The 22,447-nt window shown below is 55.2% G+C and carries 20 protein-coding genes and 3 pseudogenes; 15 read left to right on the top strand and 8 right to left on the bottom strand.

Annotation, left to right across the window (positions count from 1 at the left end):
- The first annotated feature begins 154 nt into the window (after window positions 1–154).
- On the top strand, window positions 155–1,780 hold the full coding sequence (locus G6L97_RS15295) for a dihydroxyacetone kinase subunit DhaK (protein WP_174003259.1): 1,626 nt from the start codon (window positions 155–157) through the stop codon (window positions 1,778–1,780).
- A 457-nt stretch (window positions 1,781–2,237) separates the two neighbouring features.
- Here the strand turns inward: G6L97_RS15295 and G6L97_RS15290 are convergent.
- A pseudogene (locus G6L97_RS15290) lies at window positions 2,238–2,503 on the bottom strand (transposase domain-containing protein); the annotation flags it as partial.
- Window positions 2,504–2,751: 248 nt separating this feature from the next.
- Here G6L97_RS15290 and G6L97_RS15285 point away from each other — a divergent pair.
- Window positions 2,752–3,735, top strand: a complete 984-nt coding sequence (locus tag G6L97_RS15285) for a DUF805 domain-containing protein (RefSeq protein ID WP_174003256.1) — start codon at window positions 2,752–2,754, stop codon at window positions 3,733–3,735.
- 83 nt (window positions 3,736–3,818) lie between these two features.
- Here G6L97_RS15285 and G6L97_RS28305 read toward each other — a convergent pair whose 3' ends face one another.
- The 3 genes from G6L97_RS28305 to G6L97_RS15270 form a co-directional block, all read right to left on the bottom strand.
- On the bottom strand, window positions 3,819–4,082 hold the full coding sequence (locus tag G6L97_RS28305) for a sunset domain-containing protein (RefSeq protein ID WP_236773632.1): 264 nt from the start codon (window positions 4,080–4,082) through the stop codon (window positions 3,819–3,821).
- 288 nt (window positions 4,083–4,370) lie between these two features.
- A protein-coding gene (locus G6L97_RS15275) for an IS630 family transposase (protein ID WP_174003253.1) occupies window positions 4,371–5,431 on the bottom strand; the annotation gives its coding sequence in 2 pieces (ribosomal slippage) (window positions 4,371–4,939 and window positions 4,939–5,431; 1,062 coding nt in all).
- Between the two features lie 517 nt (window positions 5,432–5,948).
- Window positions 5,949–7,031 carry an alpha/beta hydrolase family protein gene (locus G6L97_RS15270; protein ID WP_174003250.1) on the bottom strand — a complete coding sequence of 361 codons (1,083 nt, stop codon included), beginning with the start codon at window positions 7,029–7,031 and terminating at the stop codon, window positions 5,949–5,951.
- Window positions 7,032–7,530: 499 nt separating this feature from the next.
- Between G6L97_RS15270 and G6L97_RS28240 the strand changes: the two genes are divergently transcribed.
- Together G6L97_RS28240 and G6L97_RS28300 are read left to right on the top strand one after the other, a co-directional pair.
- Complete coding sequence (locus tag G6L97_RS28240) at window positions 7,531–7,644, top strand: hypothetical protein (RefSeq protein ID WP_407655363.1); 114 nt, start codon at window positions 7,531–7,533, stop codon at window positions 7,642–7,644.
- Window positions 7,645–7,709: 65 nt separating this feature from the next.
- Window positions 7,710–8,096: a hypothetical protein gene (locus tag G6L97_RS28300; protein WP_323131701.1), complete on the top strand. Its 387-nt coding sequence runs from the start codon at window positions 7,710–7,712 to the stop codon at window positions 8,094–8,096.
- 235 nt (window positions 8,097–8,331) lie between these two features.
- Here the strand turns inward: G6L97_RS28300 and G6L97_RS15255 are convergent.
- Window positions 8,332–8,862: pseudogene (locus G6L97_RS15255) on the bottom strand (Mu transposase domain-containing protein); the annotation flags it as partial.
- A gap of 59 nt (window positions 8,863–8,921) precedes the next feature.
- Between G6L97_RS15255 and G6L97_RS15250 the strand changes: the two are divergent.
- A complete protein-coding gene (locus tag G6L97_RS15250; protein ID WP_174003248.1) occupies window positions 8,922–9,926 on the top strand; it encodes an IS110 family RNA-guided transposase in 1,005 nt (334 codons plus the stop codon).
- 227 nt (window positions 9,927–10,153) lie between these two features.
- On the opposite strand, the pseudogene istA reads toward G6L97_RS15250, so the two are convergent.
- Window positions 10,154–10,768, bottom strand: a pseudogene (gene istA / locus G6L97_RS15245) (IS21 family transposase); the annotation flags it as partial.
- A gap of 303 nt (window positions 10,769–11,071) precedes the next feature.
- On the opposite strand from istA, the gene G6L97_RS15240 reads away from it, so the two are divergent.
- From G6L97_RS15240 to G6L97_RS15195, 10 genes are all read left to right on the top strand, one after another.
- Complete coding sequence (locus G6L97_RS15240) at window positions 11,072–11,818, top strand: hypothetical protein (RefSeq protein WP_174003245.1); 747 nt, start codon at window positions 11,072–11,074, stop codon at window positions 11,816–11,818.
- An 800-nt stretch (window positions 11,819–12,618) separates the two neighbouring features.
- Window positions 12,619–12,993: a hypothetical protein gene (locus G6L97_RS15235; RefSeq protein ID WP_174003243.1), complete on the top strand. Its 375-nt coding sequence runs from the start codon at window positions 12,619–12,621 to the stop codon at window positions 12,991–12,993.
- A 5-nt stretch (window positions 12,994–12,998) separates the two neighbouring features.
- Window positions 12,999–13,955, top strand: coding sequence for a hypothetical protein (locus G6L97_RS15230; RefSeq protein ID WP_174003240.1), 957 nt, complete (start codon window positions 12,999–13,001; stop codon window positions 13,953–13,955).
- Entirely contained in the window at window positions 13,952–14,614 is a 663-nt protein-coding gene (locus tag G6L97_RS15225; protein WP_174003237.1) for a hypothetical protein, read from the top strand. The genes G6L97_RS15230 and G6L97_RS15225 overlap by 4 nt, the downstream gene beginning before the upstream one ends.
- Window positions 14,615–14,856: 242 nt before the next feature.
- Window positions 14,857–15,690 carry a macro domain-containing protein gene (locus tag G6L97_RS15220; protein WP_174003235.1) on the top strand — a complete coding sequence of 278 codons (834 nt, stop codon included), beginning with the start codon at window positions 14,857–14,859 and terminating at the stop codon, window positions 15,688–15,690.
- A gap of 57 nt (window positions 15,691–15,747) precedes the next feature.
- Window positions 15,748–16,299: a TIR domain-containing protein gene (locus G6L97_RS15215; protein ID WP_174003232.1), complete on the top strand. Its 552-nt coding sequence runs from the start codon at window positions 15,748–15,750 to the stop codon at window positions 16,297–16,299.
- Window positions 16,300–17,061: 762 nt separating this feature from the next.
- Entirely contained in the window at window positions 17,062–17,463 is a 402-nt protein-coding gene (locus G6L97_RS15210) for a MarR family winged helix-turn-helix transcriptional regulator (RefSeq protein WP_003510658.1), read from the top strand.
- Between the two features lie 92 nt (window positions 17,464–17,555).
- On the top strand, window positions 17,556–18,851 hold the full coding sequence (locus tag G6L97_RS15205; RefSeq protein WP_013761455.1) for an MFS transporter: 1,296 nt from the start codon (window positions 17,556–17,558) through the stop codon (window positions 18,849–18,851).
- A gap of 282 nt (window positions 18,852–19,133) precedes the next feature.
- On the top strand, window positions 19,134–19,832 hold the full coding sequence (locus tag G6L97_RS15200; RefSeq protein WP_174003229.1) for an OmpW/AlkL family protein: 699 nt from the start codon (window positions 19,134–19,136) through the stop codon (window positions 19,830–19,832).
- A gap of 212 nt (window positions 19,833–20,044) precedes the next feature.
- Entirely contained in the window at window positions 20,045–20,488 is a 444-nt protein-coding gene (locus tag G6L97_RS15195) for a glyoxalase superfamily protein (RefSeq protein WP_174003227.1), read from the top strand.
- A gap of 48 nt (window positions 20,489–20,536) precedes the next feature.
- Here the strand turns inward: G6L97_RS15195 and G6L97_RS15190 are convergent, their stop codons facing one another.
- Window positions 20,537–21,598, bottom strand: a complete 1,062-nt coding sequence (locus tag G6L97_RS15190) for a sn-glycerol-3-phosphate import ATP-binding protein UgpC (RefSeq protein ID WP_013761452.1) — start codon at window positions 21,596–21,598, stop codon at window positions 20,537–20,539.
- Window positions 21,598–22,446: a sn-glycerol-3-phosphate ABC transporter permease UgpE gene (gene ugpE / locus G6L97_RS15185; RefSeq protein ID WP_003510648.1), complete on the bottom strand. Its 849-nt coding sequence runs from the start codon at window positions 22,444–22,446 to the stop codon at window positions 21,598–21,600. The genes G6L97_RS15190 and ugpE overlap by 1 nt, the downstream gene beginning before the upstream one ends.
- Between the last annotated feature and the right edge of the window lies 1 nt (window position 22,447).

The raw sequence follows: 22,447 nt of genomic DNA, 5'->3' as shown, positions 1-22,447 counted from the left end.
ATGGCTTGAGCGCGAGCACTAGAAACAAACAATGGCTTCTCAGTAATTGGGAAGCGAGCGAGACTAGCCAACCTTGGCGACCATGTACTGAAAAATCGGGGGCGGGACGCAACACGGATGTGCAGCCACCAACTTGCAATTGAGGGGGGAGCAGTTGAAGCATTTCATCGGAGATAAGGACCGGATTGTCCAACAGGCGATTTCGGGCATCCTTGCATCGTCCCATGGCCGGCTTACCCGTCTCGACGGGTACCCGGAAATCAAGGTGGTACTGCGCACTGGCTGGGACAAGTCGAAGGTCTCGGTAATCTCGGGTGGCGGTTCTGGACACGAACCGGCACATGCCGGTTTTGTTGGCGAAGGTATGCTCACCGCGGCTGTCTGCGGGGATATCTTTGCTTCCCCGAGCGTCGACGCCGTGCTCTCTGCGATTATTGCGACCACCGGTCCGTCGGGTTGCCTATTGATCGTCAAGAACTACACCGGGGATCGCCTCAACTTCGGACTTGCCGCCACCCAGGCCAGAGCACTCGGCTATGAAGTAGAGGTCGTCGTCGTTGGCGACGACGTCGCCACGTCAGCAACCAAGCAGCCTCGCGGTGTGGCCGGAACCCTATTCGTGCACAAGATCGCCGGGTATCTGGCAAGCCAGGGCGAGACGCTGGCGACCGTTTCCAAGGTAGCACGGGAGGTAGCGGACTCCATCATGACCATCGGCATGGCGATTGAGACTTGCTCGGTTCCCGGCCGGGGAAAAGAAGAGCGCCTCGCAGCCGATGAGGCGGAACTGGGTCTTGGTATTCACGGAGAGCCCGGTGTCGAGCGAGTGAAGTTTGCTTCGGTGGAGGCATTGGTTGATACCGTGGTTGCTCAGTTAAGCGAAAAGCTGTCGACAGGTTCCGACCGATATGCCTTGCTCGTGAACAACCTTGGCGGGGTCACGCCGCTTGAAATGTCTATCGTGATGGATGCGATCACAAAAACACCCCTGTTCCGAAAAATCGACTATGTCGTCGGCCCGGCGTCGTTGATGACCGCGCTCGATATGAAAGGCTTCTCGCTCTCCCTTCTGCCATTGGACGACCAGGTTCTGCCAGCGTTTCTGGCCTCGTGTGAGGGTGCTTGGCCTGCGCCGTCTCAGACCGGAAATCCGTTACTGACACCGATGCCCAAGCTTCCTGGATCGAGCTGGAGCCACTCGTCAAATCCCGTCATAGAGGATTTGGTGAGGCAGGCATGTGAGCTTTTCATTGAGAACGAAGATTACCTGAACGCTCTCGATGCGAGGGTCGGTGACGGCGATACGGGCTCAACCTTTGCGACCGCTGCACGTGGAATACTTGGCCGCTTCGACAGTCTTCCATTTGGAGACATAGGAGAGTTGTTCGCGGCCCTCAGTCAGGTCCTTTCGAGAACGATGGGCGGTTCCAGTGGTATCCTGTTGGCCATTCTTCTCAGTGCCGCATCGAAAAGTTCGGCCGATGGCAACGATCCGGCTTTGGCACTGCGGGACGGCCTGCTTGAAATGCAACGCTTTGGGGGGGCACGCAAGGGTGATCGCACAATGATCGACGCCCTTTCGCCTGCGTTGGACATCCTTGTGGCGGGTGGAAATCTCGACGACGCCACAAGAGCCGCGCGAGCGGGGGCGGACTCGACCAGAGAGATGACGCACGCTACGGCGGGACGATCATCCTACCTCGTTGGAGGCGATCTGGTCGGAAATGTGGACCCTGGAGCGGAAGCGGCGGCGCGGCTGTTCGAGCGTTTGGCATCTTGATCCTTTGCGCGGCTTTGCATGCGATTTTAGCGGCTGCTGAAGAGCCAGCTTACGACCAAGGTCTCATTCTTTAGCTCTGCATGGAGATCATTTGTAAGCGCTGTTTGCCGGGCACCTTGACCACCCGCGTTTTGCCGTTTCGACCGACTTCCGCTGCTAGGTGGATGGCAACAATGCGTCAATTGCAGCGATCAGTAAGCTTATTCGACGATCAGAAAAATTTGCGCAGTTTTGATCCTGGGCCTGAACGCTCATCGGATGCAGCGATTTGAGCGGAAGCTGTAGTCGTTGACTGGGCAACACACCCGATTACCAGAAAAACGAGAATATACGCCTTTAAGTATGTTGCCATCGCCCCGGCTCCGCCCGCTATGATCGCACCATAGGAGCCGCACATTGTGACCCAATGACGGCTGAGCGCCGAATGCAGTCTTCGGAGCACATAACTGGTCCCTGTATCCCATGGCAGCAACCTATCAATCTGGCTCTGCTTGTGACCATTGACGATGGCGGTGAGCGTGGCGGTCATGTAGGCCAGCGGATCGACGGAATTGAGTTTGCAGGTTCGATGAGTGATGCGATGGTGGCCCAATTCTCTCCGGCATCGTGCTCCGCGAAGAAAGCGTTCTTCCGGTTCAACGCAATCGGCCGAATGGTTCGCTCGACGGTGTTGTTGTTGATCTCGATGCGATCGCCGGACAGGAATAGTTGGAGACCATCCCAGTATCCGGCAAGTATGCCAAGGCTTCGCCGCGATCAACCCAGACCACCATGTTTTCAGCAAGCAACGTCGACTTTGTGGCACTTGCTCCAGCTATTGATGCGCCGACGCGAATGAAATCTCACGGGAAGCAGATTCACTACAAATGAAATCTTATTCGTGTAACGAAGGCTCAACTTTTAAATGCCGAGTTAAACCTAAAAACACTTGTTAAAGGTAGATGTCGTCCGATTTTTTACGGAGTAAGACCTTGACCGCTTTCAGTCCTTTGGGCGAACTGTTTTTACGAACAAGCGGTCGTGTACCAAGGAAGACTTGGTGGCTCGGTTTGGCTTTCATCGTGGTTGCCATCCTTATTCTAACAGCGCTGTCAACTTACACCGCCATCTATGCTCTCGCCGAATTGAACGGTCGGAACGTCATTGTCTTCTACAAATTTTCGAGTTGGCTGACACTATTCGCGTTTCTTTTGGCTGCCTATCCTCTGTATGCCATTTCGATAAAACGTCGAAGAGACCGCAATCATAATGGCTGGGATTTGAAACTCTGCTTTCTTCTGAATTTCATTGTAGTTCTTGGTCATGCCGTGGGCATGCAATGGCTCCTGAACTATGGCGGGATTGGTTTCGCCATGAAAGAGGCTGCAAACACCCCGGGCCTAATCGTTCCAACGGTTAGCCCCGAAATTCAATATTTTACTCTCCTCATCAATCTGTTCACGCTCTATATTCTTATTCCTCTGGGGTTATTTGCGGGTGTTGAAAGTCCTTTGGAAGACGGTGCGCGATCACTGCCGTCGGGCCAGACGCCACGCTATATTCACTACGGCTTGCTAGGATCATCAATGGCAGTTGCCGCTGGGTTTGTAGGTATTCTCGTCAGCCAAGATGAAGAAGAAAAAATCGTGATCGGCGAACCACTTCCCAGCCACATGGCAGTAATGATGCAAACGATACCCTCCGGCAAAGAAGGGCGGGTTGGGAACATTATTGTCCGTCCAAGCGCGACGGTTCGAAACAAGCGTGGCCAACATTGTCGATCGTTTACCGCTGTTGCTGAAACAAATACGGTTGCGGTGGTATGTTGGCAAAATGGCCAATGGATCACCACCTTTGCCGCGATCAATAACTCCCAGCGAATTTTGGAGGAGAGCCGCATGGCACACTTTAAGGCAATTGGAGCAAGTAGCCCGTTCTCGGAAGAAGGCGAACGTTTAACCTTGGGCTTTCAGTGAACTCATTATCCGTGTGCCATGGAAGGAACGCCACCACTCTGGAAGGACGACGCCGCGTACGGTAGAGTGGCTAATGCCGCGCATCATCTGGACGCTTTTCGCCAACCAGCCTCACGGGCCTCCGCCTCAGAGCAGAACCACCGCTCGCCATATTCCGTGCGGACGGTTGTAACGTCGTAGTCCTCTTGTCCGGGAACGTGGAAAATCCGCTGACCGGTGTTGATGGAGATGTTACCTTTGACATTACATAGGGGGTCGTACCAACCGCGTGGCACGAGTGAATGTCCGCCCGCCGCGAGGAAGACCGCTGCCGAAGACGCTATAACAAAAAGCGGAAACTTGCTCATAGTACAAGAGTAACTCGTAGAGATTTACTTCATGTTCTCAACGTCGTTAAATTTCGACAGAACCAGCCTCTGAGCTGTTCGAGATGCATGCGCATTCTAGTGGATACGGGGAAATACTGGATTTTCAAGAAAGCGACGTCGGAAGGCTCTTGCCACAACAACACCCAGCCCAAATCCTGATATCAATCTTGCCAGCAAAAGATCAGGCAATGAATAGGACGCCAGCCAATAAAAGCCTCCAAATGCCAAGAACGATGACGCGAGTAGGCTAATACCAACCCTCATTAATCAGAACCCATGCGCCCATTGCCGCCGGCCGATGGACATGATCTTCCAGGGCCGTTCCTGCAGAGTTTGCCAGGCGTGACAGCAGTGATCGATGATGTCTTCATAGGATTTGAAGACGCGATTTGAGAGCCAGTTTTGACGCATGAACTGCCAGATGTTTTCGACGGGATTGAGTTCGGGTGATTTCGGCGGCAGAGGCAGGAGCGTGATGTTTTCGGGGACAGCCAAGTTGTTGGACATGTGCCATCCTGCCTGGTCCATGATGAGGATGGCGTGCGCATCGTCGGCGACGTTTCGGGAAATCTCGATCAGGTGCTGGTTCATGGCATGTGTATCGCACCATGGCATGACCAGAGCTGCGGCCTTGCCGTGTTTGGGGCAGATCGCGCCGAAGATATAGGCCGAGCGGGTGCGCTGGTCGTGCGGTGCGGATGGCCTTGATCCACGCTTGGCCCAGCGGCGGGTGATCTTGTTCTTCTGGCCTATGCGCGCCTCGTCCTGGAACCAGATTTCGATCACTTTGCCCTTGGCGGGACCGACAGCGATCTCTGCCACTGCGGCGGGGAAGTTTTTTTAAACGCTTCGGCCGCCTCCGCATCCTGCGCATGATGTCTCGGGCGAGCCGAGAGTTTACGGTAGCCCAGCGAGCGCACTTCCCGGCCCAAAGTCTGCTCGCTCACCGACACACGGAATTCCTCCCAAAGCCACTGGGCCAGATCACACAGACGCCAGCGCACGACGCCGTCGAGATAGGGCGTGGGGCCTTGCTCGATGACCTGCGCCAAGGCCGTGCGCTGATCGTCGTTCAACAGCGACGGCTTGCCCGGAGCCTTGCCGTTGATCAACCCATTGGGGCCGCGCGCGTTGAAACGCACCACCCAGTCACGCACAATCTGCACCGTGACGCTGCCGAGCCGGGCAGCATCTGCACGAGAGCTACCATCATAGATCGACGCAAGCGTCAGGAGACGCCGCGCCTGGCTGGCATCCTTCGTTTGTCTGGCCAGAAGACGCAGCCTGTCACCATCAAAGTCCGAACGCAAAGAAATCGCTGAACCCATCGCAAACCTCCCGTTTGCGTCATCGATTCAGATTCGTCAGCTTTTGGGAATCCCGAGAGTCAGATTCATTGAGGGTTGGTATAAGCTGCTGGTTCGTTGCCGGACGACGGCAGGCCACAAAGAAAAAGCCAGCGACACATCCAAGCAAACATGGCGCAAATTGACCGAGGGTCACCGTTGGTTTTGCCGTAAAGTTATCCAGTAGGCAAAAGGTGGATGCCAATAGTCCGGTGCCGACTAGCTGTAACCCGATGGCTGCAACGAGGCGTGTTCCGTAGGAACATTTGGGTTTCGAATAGCGAAAATACGTGACCAAGACGTCCTCCCTTGAAGGGCATCGCCATCGATAGGCGATGACCGCCTTGAATTCGTACAACCTCAACTGAAGTTGAGGTCAAGAGATGGATCAGAAATATCCGAGTGTTGAACTATTCGAATGGCTTCGAAAGCCTTGGGGAGTACGAACGCTTTGTTCGTTGGCTAAGCGATCTAGTTGTTGCTGGAGCTTGCGATGAGATTATCCATGATTTCTTAAATACCGGACTGTAGCGCCGATTAAGCTATTCAAGGTTTCTACGCTGGAGGCCGTGTTGAACACATGGTCCATGGCAGCCTCCCAGACAATGTTCTCTCCAGCATGAGCTGCGGCGAACTTTTTCGCGGTTCCGCGAGGTATTGCGTCATCAAGGGTGCCCTCTGCAATAAAAGCGGGGCCTACGTACCGTGATAGTTCAGCCACAGGAGCAAAACTTGCAACCTCCAAGAAGAATTGCGGTCCCAGGGTGATGGACGCTCCCCAAGGCAACGTCAATTTCGTTGCCCCCTTGCTGTCCAGACCTCGCAGATACGCATCTTGGCCGATCAAGCCGGGGAAAGAAATATGGGGTTCTCCCACAGCGGCCCACAGTGCCACCCCTGATGGGCGATTGGTTCGGCCCGCAGCCGCCGCCGCGACCAGTCCGCCTTGGCTCCAACCAAGCAAGACAATCTTGCCATTTCCCAGACTCGGTTGAGCGGCGATGAAATCCATGGCGGCCAAGCAGTCGTCAATCTGTGTAGAGTAGCTCGTCTCTTCGGTGGAACCATCACTGTCACCCGAGCCGCGAAAATCAATTCGCAGGGAAGAGTGGCCCAGATCACCCAGCGCGGCGGCAACGTACTCAAAAATCCCAATCCCGAGTGATGGAATCACAAGTTCATTCCGCGTGCCTGCAAAGCCATGGAGCAGCAAAAACGTCGAGTTTTCAGGGGTTTTAGCCTGACGTATGGTTCCCATAATCGTCTGCCCGCCAGATTTGAATGAAACAGTTTTCTCTGACGTCATCACGTTTATCTCTCGGTATTCTTGCACGGAATCGACGAGAACATACCGCAACTCGGCGAGTAGGGTGAAGCGCCAGTGCTTGCCACTGCCACTGTTGAACTCTCTTACCACTGCGTCTTTTGCGGTTTGGTCAAACTCCATGCTTCCGCTAAGCGGCCGCACTCCTTTGAGATGGCCTTCATTATCGTAGACCTCAAATGCCAGGAGCCGGGAGCCTCGCCAATGTAGGCCGAGGGCTTTGATACGGATAACGCTCGATTTGGAAATAACCGCCATTCTTACGGCTATCGCGTTGGCCAGCTGTTCGCAATGGTTCTGCTTGCCTCGCCAAAAGTTCGCACAGGGCCAGATCGAGCTTTTGACGGGCGCACACCAATCACAGTGACACCTGGTGGCCGTAGGACAGGACTGCGTCGCCGGATATCCGAGACATTCGCCTACCCAATCTTGTCGATTTAGGAATTATCACCAAAGCCTGCTTTCTGCACAACGGCGAGGCCTGCTTCGACGCGTGGGCCCAACGTGCTCAACTAACGTGATGGCCGCAGACGGGGTCGCCGCAGTCGACCTTGCGATGACCCGTGCTGGCGCATTTCCGGAAGCGGCTGATCTTCCGTTTTTGGCCCATTGCGGACGTGACCGATTTTGATAGGATTTCACAATGGGCAGCTTCGACCTGATGGGAGCGCCTCGCAGAAAAACGCGGATCGTCAGCAATGGAACATGGTGTGAGGCGAACGTCTACGCGTCCGACGATCTTGGCTGCGGCTAGGAAATCGCCGGGTCTGCAGTCTTAGAGTCCGAGACCACCACGGTCGTCATCCATCAGGGCGATGTCGCCACGGTAGACGACCGTGGTTGGCTCGATATCCGCGTCGCACGACGTTGAAGACGGGAGCGAGCGTTGGCTGATTGAGGCCAAACGGAAATCGTCTATCAAGGCTTGAGGCGGCCTTGCTGGACCCGGCAGAACGTCCGGAGCAAGCCTCACAAAACGTGACGTTTGTACCGATAACCATGTCCGCGGCTTGGAGCATCGAACCCTTATGGTTTCGCAGCTTTCCAAGCTTCACGAAGAGCGGGTCGTCTTTCACTTTGCCCTGTCCTATCCGGGGTGAAAAAAGGCAGGACGTCCGCGAGGCGGATTACGCTCTTCGACGGCGTAGGCGTCGCTACCGAGGATTTCTCAGCATTGCGCTGGCTACGAAAGCTATCAAAGGTACCCAGCGATTTGAAATGCTTGATCTGCTGGTCGATCCCGATGTTCCGCAGGACCTCTATGGCATGCTGATGCGTGCAAGACACAGAGGGCAGGATGAAGTTACTGGCTCGGCGGCGTAGCGACCGACGATTTCAGATAGTGGGCAGAAGGGTCACCGCTGTCCGCCGTCATCCTGCAGGTCTCCTTGAGACTCCGTGGGCTCCTCTAGCCCAAGTGCGGAAGTAATGTCGCCTTCCGCATCTTGCATCTCCAACATCGCGATCGACGTCCGGTTCGGAAAATCGAAGCGATCGATAATATCAAGCACGTCGCTGGCGGCCACGAACATATACTCGAGAAGGAGAGTCTGCTCGACTTGTCGTGACTGCGTTCTATGATCCGCGGATGTTCGCAGAGGATATTGCCCTCGGCTGCAACGACCAGCCGCTCAGGATAAATCCGCAGGCTGACGGGCCGGTTCGCGAACGATGCTGGCACACTGTAACGATTACGCTCGAAGGTGATCAGGCATGTCGGCGAGACTCGCTTGCTCTGCTCGACGAAACCGTCAAATGCAGTCGGCAACGCCATCAATGCTGCCCGCTCATCAGCCCAAACATCCGCGATCGTGCCGGGCAGGCTCCCGTGCGCTGTGTCCCGCCATAGGTCTTGGCAATGTTGTTCCAGCCAGACGTTCAAAGACTGCAAATCCGGGAAGTCCGGCATCTGCTGCCATAGGCGAGGACGAGCATCCTGAACGTTCTTCTCGACCTGCCCTTTCTCCCAGCCTGCAGCAGGATTGCAGAACTCAGGTGCAAAGACGTAGTGGTTCGTCATTGAAAGGAACCGGATGTTGACCTGTCGCTCCTTGCCGCGGCCAACGCGATCGACCGCTGTCTTCATGTTATGGGATGGACGCCTCCCTCCGAACTGTCAGAATAAAGGGCCAACCAAAGGAGGAAGTCATGACATATGAATTGCTCGCAATCGATCTCGGAAAGTTGTCATTTCATCTGCACAGCATCGCTGCAGATGGGGCCATTCTTTCGCGAAAGGTCAGCCGGTCGAAGTTGGCCGAGGCTGTAAAATCGATTTCTCCGAAGGCAATAGCAATGGAAGTCTGCGCCAGCGCTCATCACTGGGGAAGGCAGTTCAGGGAAGCAGGACGAGAAGTCCTCCTCATCAATCCACGCTTTGTGAAGCCATTTGTACGCGGCTCCAAGAATGATGCGGTCGACGCAGCGGCGATTTATGAAGCGGCGACACGTCCAACCATGCGTTTCGTACCCGTCAAGTCGACCGCACAGCAGGACCTCCAGTCGCTGCATAGAATTAGAGAGCGTCTGATCGTTCAGCGCACATCGCTGATCAATCATGCACGCGGCCTTCTGGCAGAATACGGAATCGTTTTGCCGCAAGGACCATGGCGCTTTGCATCCCAGGCACCCTCGGCTGTCAAGGATGCGGCTCTCTCTGATCTCGGGCGCGAGCTCTTCCTAGAACTCCTCGACCAACTCACCGATGTGAATGACCGAGTTGCCAAGCTCGACAGGAAGATTAGCGAGATTTGCCGCGAGCGACAAGATTGCCGCCGTCTGTCCGAACTGCCTGGCGTCGGTCCGATCATCGCAACGGCACTCGTTGCTAGCGTTGAGGACGGACGTTACTTCAAATCCGGGCGAGAGCTGGCGGCTTGGATCGGGCTGGTCCCGCGACAATACTCGACTGGCGGCAAACCACGGCTTGGCGGAATTGGTCGCCGAGCGAACCACTATCTACGTCGCCAGATGATCCATGGTGCCCGGGCAGTTATCAGCCGACTTGCTAGTCACGACGATCGCCGATCTCAATGGCTGAAAGAACTCGTCGCTCGACGGGGATTTAATAAAGCGATCGTGGCGCTCGCCAACAAGACCGCGCGGGTAGCATGGGCCTTGCTCACGCGACAGGAGCGCTATGCCGCACAATAGTCATTTGCCAATCGTTGCCTATAAGGCAATGATGAATGCGAGTATGAACTGATGGCAGAACGGCACGGACCGCAGCTTCCGATCCTGATCTACGACAAGGCCACAAAGGTCGATCATGTTATGAGGACAGAGGTAGCGGACTCCAATCAAGGCCAGGAGCGTGATCGCTCCAGCGATAGGCCGGATAGATTCACGCATCCAATGCCGAGTGCCGCCAAATGTTCATCTCGCCCGGGAGGCGTCCATAGATTATCGTAGATGCCGCGAGCGGGCACGCCGCCGAACACACGGAAGCCATGCCAGTGGGCGTCGAAGAGCATCTCGTGCGTTTGCAGCATGTATGCCCTGACCAGAAAAGCCCGACTGTGCGATAGCTTGATATGTGCGACCTGCAACTTCGTGCGCTCGCCGCCGATCACGGCATGGTCCTCACTCCAATCGAACTGGAATGCTTCGCCTGGGCGGAAAGACAGCGGAACGAATATGCCGCGGCCTGTCGTCTGCTGCTCACGTTGCCGATCAGCCCGCCAATCACGGGCGAAGGCGGCAACCCGACCATAGGAGCCGGTAAAGCCGAGAACCACCAGATCGGCATGAAGCTGCTTCAGCGTTCGGCGCTGTTTGCGCGATCGTCCGGCCTCGGTCTTCAGCCAGCCGGCGAGTTTATCGGCAAAAGGATCAAGCTTGCTCGGCCGTTCCGGTACCGTGAACGTCGGCTCGATCGTACCAGCGCTCAAATACTTCGCGATCGTGTTGCGTGACAGCCCGGTGCGCCGGCTGATCTCCCGGATCGACTGCTTCTCACGCAGTGCCATCCGGCGGATGATGTTTAAAAGTCCCATGTGGATCACTCCGTTGCCCCCGTCGCTCACCGCGTTGGGGGAAGGTTCACATGGCTCAATTCTCAATGGAAATTATGCGCCTAACCGGCTCACTTCTGCGCGGAAACCAACAAAATCCGGCAGTTCCCCGCGTCCGATAACCTCTTCGTCCACTTTGGGCGGATACCATTGAGAAAGGTACGGGCTGAACCGGGATGCCCTCAAGGAGGTATACGGGGGGAGTGTTCAGTGCAACGTTTGCGCGCTTGACCGGCCCGTCCGGCAGCCGCCATCATCAATTATCGATGAGTAGCGGAAGACGATATGCGTTTCATTTTTGCTGAACAACTCCTGATAAAGGAGTTTGCGCAAGCCCTAAGTTCCACGCGGAGTGAACTTCAAAGCCTTGTGATGGCACAGCTCGACACCATTGAATTCGAGATATCTCCTGGGCAAGCCGAGCTGAAACACCTTTGTGCCACGCAGAAAGCGATTTGGATATCTGAGATTCGGTCCGCCCTGGCTCGTCTGGTTGGTTCTTTATTACTAACCGTCATCCCGGCCTGCATCGCTTTTTTGTCTGTCCTGTTGTTCCGCGAGCGCATTGCAGGATATGCCGCCTTTGCAGCTTCCGGGATCGCGTCCTGCTGGATGCTGAGTCTTTTTTTTAAGTCTTACCGGGAACTCAGAATAAGCGCGCGCCGCGGGTTTGCGTCGATCTCACCGCATGTTTTTAGGAACCACGGCCGAAGCGTATGGTTTGTCGGTACGCGAGGTCTGTACGTGGCCCTTAATGGTTTTGCACAGTATAAACCCCAGTGCGAGTTCATATCGTTCCCTGAAATCGGAAGCATTGACGTCTCAAGGTTCGACACCGAGACCTTGGTAACACTCTGGTCGACCACACACCATCTGGTTCGAGTGATGATCTTTCCGGGCCCGCCCACCGACAGTATCCCTGGACTGGCTCGCCTCCTTGTCTCGTTTAGTATGACCAGTAATCGAGATCAGCGTTGCGACTGCGCGTCCGATCAGTGTCAGTCATTGGCTCACCATGGCACATTCTCCTGACGGATGTCCCGTCGATGCTGTACTGCGTTTCAAGCGCGTCCATTATAAGGAAAAATTCGACGCGGTGTTCGTGGATGAACCTACCGATCTCAATCAGAGTTGAACGTGGAAACAGTGCTTTGATGGGATTGGCCCACATCGCAAGTGCCATGTCACTCTGGCTGAATACGAGGACACCGAATGCTGATCCGGCCCCGCGTTTTGATCGCCGTAGGTGTTTGACGTAGTTTTCAACATCGAAAGACTCGGACCGCGTTGGTTGAGAAACCCTGTAAGCGTTTCCCGCCCATCCCGCTAGGTAAACCCATAGCTTCTCGGCTCGGCTCGCACCCGCTAAGTCGCAGCTCATGGCCGCGGAGATATTATGACCCATTTGCACGCTAATGCGCGTCACTGGGAGGCCGAACATGCAGGCGACGAGACCGTGTCCGCCTTCGTGGGCCGCGCGACGTGGAACGTCACTCATTTCTTTCATAGGCGAAGCCTGAGCCATATTTTTGTAGCGAAAGAATTACAGGGTCCTGTTACCGCTCAATCGTTACCAACATGTTGCCGCTAGTCAGTTCAATGGGGGAATACGTGGCATCCGGGAATCTCAATTTCGGCCGGGCAAGGCTCGCCTCTTTGAGTCTAATCGAAACACGTGAAAACCGTGTTGATTAACGGCCGCAAACGCCCTCGGGTAGATAGGAAACAGTTGATTTTACTTCTGATCACCGCCAAATATTCAAGCAACAAAAAGTTGTTTGCGCCGCTATTTTCTTACGAATGTCAATGTGAACTCCCGAGGATGACACGCCATGGATGGAAATACGCTCGTTGTTGGTATTAAGCCATTTCTTCACCGTTTCGCGATCGAACGGACCGGTGAGATGGAGATTGAAGGCTCCTATTCCGAGAGTGACGACATGTGGGTAGTAGCAACCCCAAGCGGCAGCAGACCGCTGATCGACCTTGCTGGATCGCAAGTTGAAGTCCTGACGAAAACTATGACCCAACAAGAAGCTGACGACGAAAAGCGACTCTCCATGCTCGAACTGGCGACCAAGAGTGACGGCGTGCAGGAATCCGATGATCGCGCAGCCTCTCCGGCGATGACCCTCGAGCTCGCCACGAAGACCCACGCGCAGATGGAAAGCGACGACACGAGAGCCTCCGAAAAACTCTTGGTCTAAGCTCGATGACGTTTCTCATCGTAACGAACCGACGCGACCTCACGACTGACTACATCGTCCGCGAGCTCAAGCGCCGCGAGCTGCCGTATCTGCGTCTCAATACCGAGAGTATTGCCGAAGCCCACGTTACCATAAATCCTCTCGAAGGCTCTTTCACGCTTCGACTTGGGGAACGGACACAACGGCTCGAGAATGTCCTCGCGGCTTATTTCCGGCGACCGGAAGAACCATCCAAACCACGTGCGGATGTCACACCGCATGACTGGGAATATGTGGCGGGAGAGTGGAACGGCCTTTTGAAATCCATCTATGTCTTCGTCGGACAGAGGTGGTTTTCCCATCCAGCCTACATCATGCTCGCCGAGGACAAACCTCGTCAGCTTATCGCGGCGGTCAGGATTGGCTTCAGGATACCCGAGGGGGTTATTACCAATGATTTCGTAGAGGTCGATCGCCTCATGAAATCCGGGCCGGTGGTCGGCAAACCCCTGAAGACGTCGATTGTTTCCGAGGAAGGTCCAGGCAGCATAGTCTTCACTTCCGCTTTGGCGGGAATTCTGCCTGAAGACGCGCCGGCGATTTCTCTATGTCCCGCCATCTATCAACGCGAGATAATCAAAGACGCCGACATACGTGTCACCGTTGTGGGAAGCCATGTCTTCGCGGTCGCGATCCACTCGCAGGCGACGGAGGTCTCGCGCGTCGATTGGCGGCGTGGCTCCAATCCCGAACTGTTACACGAAGCCATCACACTACCCGCGCCGATAAAGGACAAATGCGTCACGCTGGTCGAGGAACTGAACCTTCGGTTCGGTGCTATTGACCTGATCCGCGACGTCAACGGCGAATACTGGTTTCTGGAGTGCAACCCGAACGGCCAATGGGCCTGGATCGAAAACCGAACCGGCCTTCCGATATCGGCAGCTATCGTCGATGAACTTGAACGAATCGCCAAAAAATGACGGATTTCGCCGATCTCCTATGGCCGCGTGTACCGCGGCTCACCGCGGTGCAGATCGAGACGCGGAACAAGGAAGACGACCAAGACGTCGCGGCCATACGCGCTGCGGACTGGAGCCAGGACAGCGAGCTGGCACTTGAAGAAGCAAGAGGCTTGGCGGCTGCTGAAAAGGAGCGTCGGGCCGGGGCCGAAAGCAAGGCCTCCATCTATCTTGCCGCCGTCGCGGCAGTTGTACCTATCGCGCTACCGATCTGCACGGCCTTCTACGGTGAGACGTTCGTCAAACTCCCTCTCCCACTTCAGTTCGTGACGCTCTTGCTGTTCTTTGCCACAACCGCCTATCTCATCGGCGCGGCGTGGTGGGCGTTTAGGACCTTTCGTGTTTCGGTGCATCACAGGATAGACGCGGTCGAGTACGCGAGAATTTGGTCCGGGAAAGGCCAGAGTGCGCGGTTGATAGCCGAACTTTTCATCGTTACGAGACTAAACCGGCATATGGTCAATTGGAAGACGACATGTGTCCGCCAGGCACACGAATTTCTGCTTCGTGTCCTGATTTCCTTCACGACCCTCTTCGTGCTGGTGGTTTCGTGGCAACCGGTCCTCACCTTGTGGAGATTTTCGAAGAATTGCGTGGCGCGGCTTCTGGAGGCTTGCTGATGCCCGTAACATGACTGCGTTCTCATACAGAAGTGCTTGGCGGGTTGCTTGACGCAACCGGCGTCAGATCGTTGGGGCAGGTATCTCCATAAACTAAGTGTTCAGAAATCGCCGTTGTTTGCTCGCTCCTTCTTGCAGGCGAAAATTCGCAAGGGTTGACAAAAAAAAGATTGCAACCATTGAGTTAGTGCTGTGCGGTAAGCTTTTTTATTCGATTCGGTTTAAACGTTGGGGCAAGGTTGATGAAAGTCGGTTTTTTCGACAAACGACTATTTAAGATTTTTCTTCAGATTACGTCTGTTGTCAGCGCCTCCCTGTCGACATTGCTTCTTTTCGTGGATTTACCTGACGAATATAAAGCACTCTCGCTCGCGGCGTTCGCGTTCTTACTGCTCGCGGCTTACGTCAGTGTCTGGATTTGGTCTAATCAACTCAATCACGTCGAGATCAAAATTGATGGCACAAGTGTTGCCATTAAGGTCGGGGATATCTTTCTGCAGCCCGGTCTCAAAGCGATAGCATTCAACGAGTATTTCGACACGCAGGTGGATAATAGGATCATCAGCGAGAAATCATTGAACGGTCTCTTTGTGAAATCCCACCTGAAAATTCCGGTGGAGGAATTGGATCAGAAAATTGCAAGCTTCGTGTTCGAGGAAGATGAGGTCCTGGGGCCAACAGAAAAAATGCGGCAGGGAAAAAACATAAAGTATCGTTTAGGTACAATATATGTTTACGACGATTATCTACTGACAGCAATGTCAAAGTTTGATGAAAGTAATCGTGCCGTACTAACTATGCCGGAATACTTGGAGTTTCTCGTCCGGTTTTGGGATCAAGTGAATAAAGTCTACGCTCAACAGAGCGTCTCCACCCCGATATTTGGGTCAGGTATTACTCGTATCAAGGGTCACAAAAACATTAGTGACGAAGATTTACTTAAAATAATGCTATGGACATTTCGCATTAGTGAAATGAAATTCAAGTATCCAGCGAATTTATCGATAATAATACACAAGGATAAGATCGATCAAATCAATCTTCTGGACATGAAGCTCCTTAACAATGGCGTGTAATATGTGTCAAATGATCGATGTAAGTTGATTAACCATCGGATGAGGAGGTTGTAAATCTTGAATAGGACAGGTACGTACTTTGCTTTCGATGGTTTGGGGCAAGCAGACCCAACAAAATCCGATTTCCGATACTATGCGACCGTACAAGGCTGGAATAGCGCAGGACATATCGATTTCAAATTCGTGAACAGCCACGACAAAGCAAACTCCGTCCGAGATTCGAGCAAATTGAGTACGCTTCAAGCAAGCATACGACAGCGCTTGTCCGGCTCGAAGAACATGGTCGTTATCATATCGCGCGACACGCGAAGGACTGGGAGTTTGCTCTCCTGGGAAATTGAGATGGCTGTGGACTATTACGAGCTACCGCTGATTGTTGCGTACACGGGATATAATTCTATTCTCGACCCTGCCGCTCTGTCGGGATTATGGCCAGCGTCTCTTGAGGCACGGATTAATAACGGCTCGGCTCAAGCCATTCACGTACCATTCAAAAAGGATGCGATGTTCGATGCCATGAGGCGGTTTACGGTGAACGGCGAGAAGCTTTGGGGACCTCTGGTGAATTATACGAGGCAAGCCCATGTGAATTGGGGCTACTTGCGTTAGTCAGTTAGACGATCCCAATTTAGTTGAGCAAATCTGGGGTCGCTCATCAAATTCCTTCCTGAGGAGCGGAACCGCGAAACCTACAAAAGCCCTTACCAATGGCACTGAAAGTTGCCATTCAGAGGCAACGATGACCGCTTCGATCGTTTAAGGGTACCCGAGCAACGTTTGGCGGACGTTAGACGAGTTGGTTGGCTACGCTACTGTCAGCTCGGACACAATCCGAGGAGCACATGCACATTGGGTCCAATAATTTGGCAGCAGGACGCCATACGAATTCGCTTTCACTGAGGATCGAGCACCTTTTCCGGCTGTAAGGGCTTGCAGTTGAGTCTCTGCGGTCGATGTTCTGAGGGTGCCAAATTCCCGCTCAAAAGATCGTCTCGGCGGCATTTGGTTTGTAAAAAATAGATCGCATCAAAACGTAAATAGCGGCAGGTTTCAATAATTTAAAAATATACGGAAAAATAGTTCTCGAAAATTTTAAGTTGTATTGTGTAATGGATTGAATTTCGAATGGACTGTGAATTGGAATCAAGTTTCGTATCTTTCATTTCGAGATTTAATCACCGAAATAATAAAGAAAATGTTCGTGATTTATGCCAGGATGCGATTTTTGGTCAGAGATTATCAACATACATTTCTAAAATTTATAACTTGCTGATGTCATTTTGGTGACTCCGGGTCAGATTCTGTGACTCCGTACAATAATTTCCGAACATCTCTTGCGCAGTAGAATTTGCGGGTATATACCCGAGACAAATGCCAAACGATAGTTGTCACTGCATCCTGCTGCGCAAAGCATCCCGTAAGGTCTCGTCCTATTACGACGAGGCGCTGGCGCCGCTTGGCGTTAATATCGGCCAGTTCAGCCTGTTGCGGAACATCAACCGCATGGCGCCGGTGTCGCTCACCGATCTCGCCGCGCGGGTGGAACTGGACCGCTCGACCGTTGGCCGCAATACCAAGGTGCTAGCCCGCATGGGGCTGGTGGCCATCGGCCATGGCGAGGATCAGCGCGAAGCGATGCTGACCGTGACGGAGCAGGGGCAGGAGATACTGAAAACAGGCGCGCCCCTCTGGGACGGAGTACAGGACGAAATCGAGGCCCGGCTTGGCCCGGAAAAAACCGCTCAATTGCAGGAACTACTCGCAGCCCTGTAATTTTTTTTGATGATAAAACGGGTATCTGCCCGCAATATAGGGTATATACCCGTAAAATTTCGGCCGCTGGCCGCTGGAAAGGGATTTTGAACATGCTCTCCACACGCCTTGCCAGCTGGATGGCCGACAGAAACATACATTATGGCTGGCTTGTTGCCGCAACCACCTTTTTGACGATGCTGGCAACCGCCGGCGCGATGGGATCGGCCGGGGTGATGATCCAGCCGCTGCATCAGGAGTTCGGCTGGGATATTGCCGATATTTCATCTGCCATGGCGGTCAGGCTGGTGCTCTTCGGCCTGCTCGGGCCTTTTGCCGCTGCCTTCATGAACCATTTCGGTATTCGCCAGGTCGTGTCGACGGCCCTTGCGCTGATCATGGGCGGCATCGTCGCCTCGTTCTTCATGACTGAGGTGTGGCAGCTGTTGCTGTTATGGGGCGTGGTGATCGGTGTTGGCACCGGCATGACGGCACTGGTGCTGGGCGCGACCGTGGCGTCGCGCTGGTTTTCGAAGCGCCGGGGACTGGTGATCGGCCTGATGACGGCCAGTAACGCCACCGGCCAGCTGGTTTTTCTGCCTTTGCTCGCGGCGCTGACGGAGGCTTATGGCTGGCGCACCGCGCTGACGCTATCCGTTGCGGTGATTGCTATCGCCATGATTCTCGTGCTGCTCTTGATGCGTGACCATCCCGCCGATGTCGGCCTGCCAGCCTATGGCGAGACGGTGGTGGTAAAACCGCCGAAGCAGGACCACAAGTTTCTTGCAACACTGGCATCCCCGATACTGACGTTGAAGAGTGTGTCTGGAAACCCGGTTTTCTGGGTGCTTTTCGGCACGTTCTTCGTCTGTGGACTTTCCACCAACGGCCTTATCCAGACACACTGGATTTCCATCTGCGGTGATTTCGGCATGGCGGCGGTCACGGCGGCCGGCACACTGGCTGTGATCGGCATTTTCGATTTCTTCGGCACCATCTTCGCCGGCTGGCTTTCTGACCGTTTCGACAACCGCTTCCTGCTCTTCTGGTTTTACGGTCTGCGCGGGCTGTCCCTGATCTATCTCTCCTTCTCGGGCTTCAGCTTCGTGGAGCTTTCGGTCTTCGCCGTGTTTTACGGGCTGGACTGGGTGGCAACCGTGCCGCCAACGGTGAAGCTTGCCGCTGAGAGTTTCGGCCGCGAAAAAGCGGGCCTGGTTTTCGGCTGGGTGTTTGCGGGGCATCAGTTGGGGGCCGCCACCGCTGCCTTTGGCGCAGGTTTCTTCAAGAGCGACTTCGACACATACATGCCCGCACTACAGATTGCCGGCGTGATGTGCATGATCGCCGCTGTCTCGGTACTGCTTCTCAAAAAGCCGGGTTCCGCGACTTTGGCACCGCAGGCCGCCTGAGATTGCAAAGGAGAAGGCTTGTGAAAGCAGGCCGACTTCCGCCTGCCGGGCCTGCTATTTTGACCGTTGTCATGACTATCCGTTGCGTATTTGTCACACCAAGCACCGGGTAGCTGCCCGGGCTTATCGTTCGCCTTTCGGTTTGATCCATCTCAATCCGCTCACCTCTCCCTTGGCGATAGTGGCCGTAGCGGCTGCGGCAAGCGAGGATTCGCGAAGGCCCGCCGCCATCAGCCGGTTTCCCGGGCTTGCCCGGCTGCGGCGCGCGATAGGAGAGATGGAATGACGAACAGGAAGAAAAAAACCGCCTTGCTTGCCAGTTTTACGGTGAGCGTCGCGGCGATGCTGATGTCGGCCAACGCGATGGCGGCAGATCTGGCCACGCCGGCACCAGCCCCCACCGCTGAAGAGGCGATTGCGGCGGCGAGCCCATGGATGCTGCGTGTGCGTGGTCTCGGGGTCATCACCCATGACAGCGGCAGCGTTGACGGTGTGCCTGGTGCGGGTCTCTCCTATTCGGATACGGTTATTCCTGAACTCGACATCAGCTATTTCTTCACCCCGAATATCGCTGCCGAACTCATCCTCGGTACCACATACGCCAAGATCAACGGCGAGGGTGTGCTGGCCGGCACGCCGGTGGGCAAGACATGGTTGCTGCCGCCGACGCTGACCCTGCAATATCACTTTACTGATTTCGGCGCCTTCAAGCCCTATATCGGCGCGGGCGTGAACTATTCGATGTTCTACAACCAGTCCGAAAAACCCGGCTTCAGCAATCTTGATGTCAAGAACAAGTTCGGCGCGGCCGTGCAGGTGGGTTTCGACTATATGCTGGACGAACATTGGGGCGTGAACTTCGACGTGAAGAAGATTTTCCTGAAGACCGACTGGACCGCAGAACTTGGCGGTGCGCCAATCAGCGGCAAAGCGAAACTCGATCCCTGGTTGATCGGTGCGGGTATCACCTATCGCTTCTGACCCCTTGGCCTCGCGCCGTCGCTGCCTTTGACGGGCGGCGCTTTCTGAGCTATATGGACGGCCACGGGCAGAAGAGCCCCGGCCGTCCGCAGGCGTTTACGCCCTTGGTGAAGCTCTTTTTGGAATAACGGTCATCCCCATGTTTTGCATGTCGTCGATGGCAACGCGGACCCCTTCGGAAAAATACGGCATGCGCATGTTGGAGAACCGTTATGAACGTGTCCAAACCGCTTCCCGCGCTTGAGGGACTGAAAGAGCAGGCAAAACGGCTGCGCGCCGCCCTTGAAGGGGAGGGGCAGGCAATCACCCATTCAAAGGCGCTGGAACTCATCGCCGCGCAATATGGCTTCCGCGACTGGAACACCCTGCATGCCACGGCGGGAAACCGTCCCGCATTCAATCCCTATCTTCTTGGTTCGCGGGTGGAAGGCCTCTATCTAGGCCAGCCCTTCGTAGCCTCCGTTCTGGGCGTGCAAGCGCTCGGCGGCGACCCGGAACGCTACCGGCTGACCCTGCATCTCGACGATCCCGTGGATGTGGTGACCTTCGAAAGCTTCTCGGCTTTCAGGCAGCGTATCCACTGCAATATCGATACGTCCGGACGTACCGTGGAGAAAACCTCCAACGGTAGGCCACAGGTCGAGCTGGTCTGGTAGTCCGAGCACCCGCCGAGAGGCGGGTGTCTCCTTGTCTTTCGTAAGACCCTAAATCCGCTTCCCCGCCGCATCGAACAGATGGAAGTCCTTCGTCTGGGCGGCAATCCGCAGGTTCTCGCCGATACCAAGCTGCGAGCGGCCGGGAACGCGGAAGACGATGGTGGTGCCGTCTGTGAAGGAGCCATGCACGTAGCTTTCCGCGCCCACCAGTTCCACGGCGTCCACCCGCACGGTGCCAGTGAAAGCGGCATCGGGAGCTTCTGTTTCCGCGAGCGTGATGTCTTCCGGACGGATGCCCAGTGTTGCGGTGGTTTGCGGCAGCGCGCCTGATCCATTCACCGACCACCCGGATGCACCGTTAGCCGATGGGGTGCCGTAGGGCAGGAGGTTCATGGAGGGCGAACCGATGAAGGTGGCGACGAAGGTGGTGGCCGGTTTTTCGTAAAGCTCGATCGGAGTGCCGATCTGCTCGATGCGGCCGGCATTCAGCACCACGAGGCGGTCGGCCAGCGTCATGGCTTCCATCTGATCATGGGTTACGTAGACGCTGGTGGTGGCGAGAGAGCGTTGCAGGCGGCGGATTTCGACGCGCATCTGCACGCGCAGCTTGGCATCGAGGTTGGACAGCGGCTCATCGAACAGGAATGCAGCGGGCTTGCGCACGATGGCACGGCCCATTGCCACGCGCTGGCGCTGGCCACCCGAGAGCTGGCGCGGCCTGCGCTCCAGATATTGTTCGATTTCCAGCGCCTTGGCTGCCTCGGTGATACGCCGGTCGATCTCGTCCTTCGGCGTGTTGCGGTTCTTGAGGCCATAGGCGAGGTTCTGCCGCACTGTCATATGCGGGTATAGCGCGTAGTTCTGGAACACCATGGCAATATCACGGTCTGACGGTTCGAGATCGTTGACGACGCGGTCGCCGATGACGATCTCACCGCCCGATATGCTTTCCAGCCCGGCGATCATGCGCAGCAATGTTGATTTTCCGCAGCCGGAGGGGCCGACCAATACGATCATCTCGCCATCGGCTATATCCATCGATACGCCCTTGATGGCGTCGACATTGCCGCCGTAAACCTTGCGGACGTCTTTCAGCGCAATTTTTGCCATTACTTCTCGGTCTCCACCAAACCTTTGACGAACCAGCGCTGCATCAGCACCACAACGATAATCGGGGGGATGATGGCGAGGATCGCCGTCACCATCACATAATTCCAGGGCGTCGAAGCGTCGGTGAAATCCACCATGCGCTTGAGGCCGATGATGATTGTGTTCATCTTGGCATCGTTGGTCACGAGCAGCGGCCAGAGATACTGGGTCCAGCCATAGATGAACAGGATCACGAAGAGAGCGGCGATATTGGTTTTCGACAGCGGCAGCAGAATATCGCGCATGAAGCGGAACGGTCCTGCATTGTCGATACGAGCCGCCTCGACCATTTCGCCGGGAATGGTCAGGAAAAACTGCCGGAACAGGAACGTCGCCGTCGCGGACGCCATCAGCGGAAGCGTCAGTCCCGCATAGGTATCGATAAGCCCGAGGTCGACGATGACCTTGTAGGTGGGCAGGATACGCACCTCGACCGGCAGCATGAGCGTGATGAAGATCATCCAGAAGAAGCCCATGCGGAAGGGAAAACGGAAAAATACGATTGCGAAAGCCGACAGGAAAGAAATGACGATCTTGCCGATGGCAATGGCGAGCGCCACCACGAAGCTGTTGAACAGCAGCCGTTCAAGGCTGACGCCGACCACTCTTTCGACGCCGCCGACCATGGCGTCTGTATAGTTTTCACCAAGATGGTCGCCGGGCAGCAGCGACATCGGTGGGCGAATGATGTCATTCGACGTCATGGATGACGCGATGAAGGTGTAGTAGATCGGGAAGGCCACGATGATGATGCCGAGAACCAGCATCAAATGGGCGATCACGCGGGCGACCGGGCGATTTTCAATCATC

It is taken from the genome of Agrobacterium tumefaciens (assembly GCF_013318015.2).
Lineage (GTDB): Bacteria > Pseudomonadota > Alphaproteobacteria > Rhizobiales > Rhizobiaceae > Agrobacterium > Agrobacterium tumefaciens.
The sequence above is the reverse complement of the archived record's forward strand: the minus strand, read 5'-3'. Positions and strand labels throughout refer to the sequence as shown.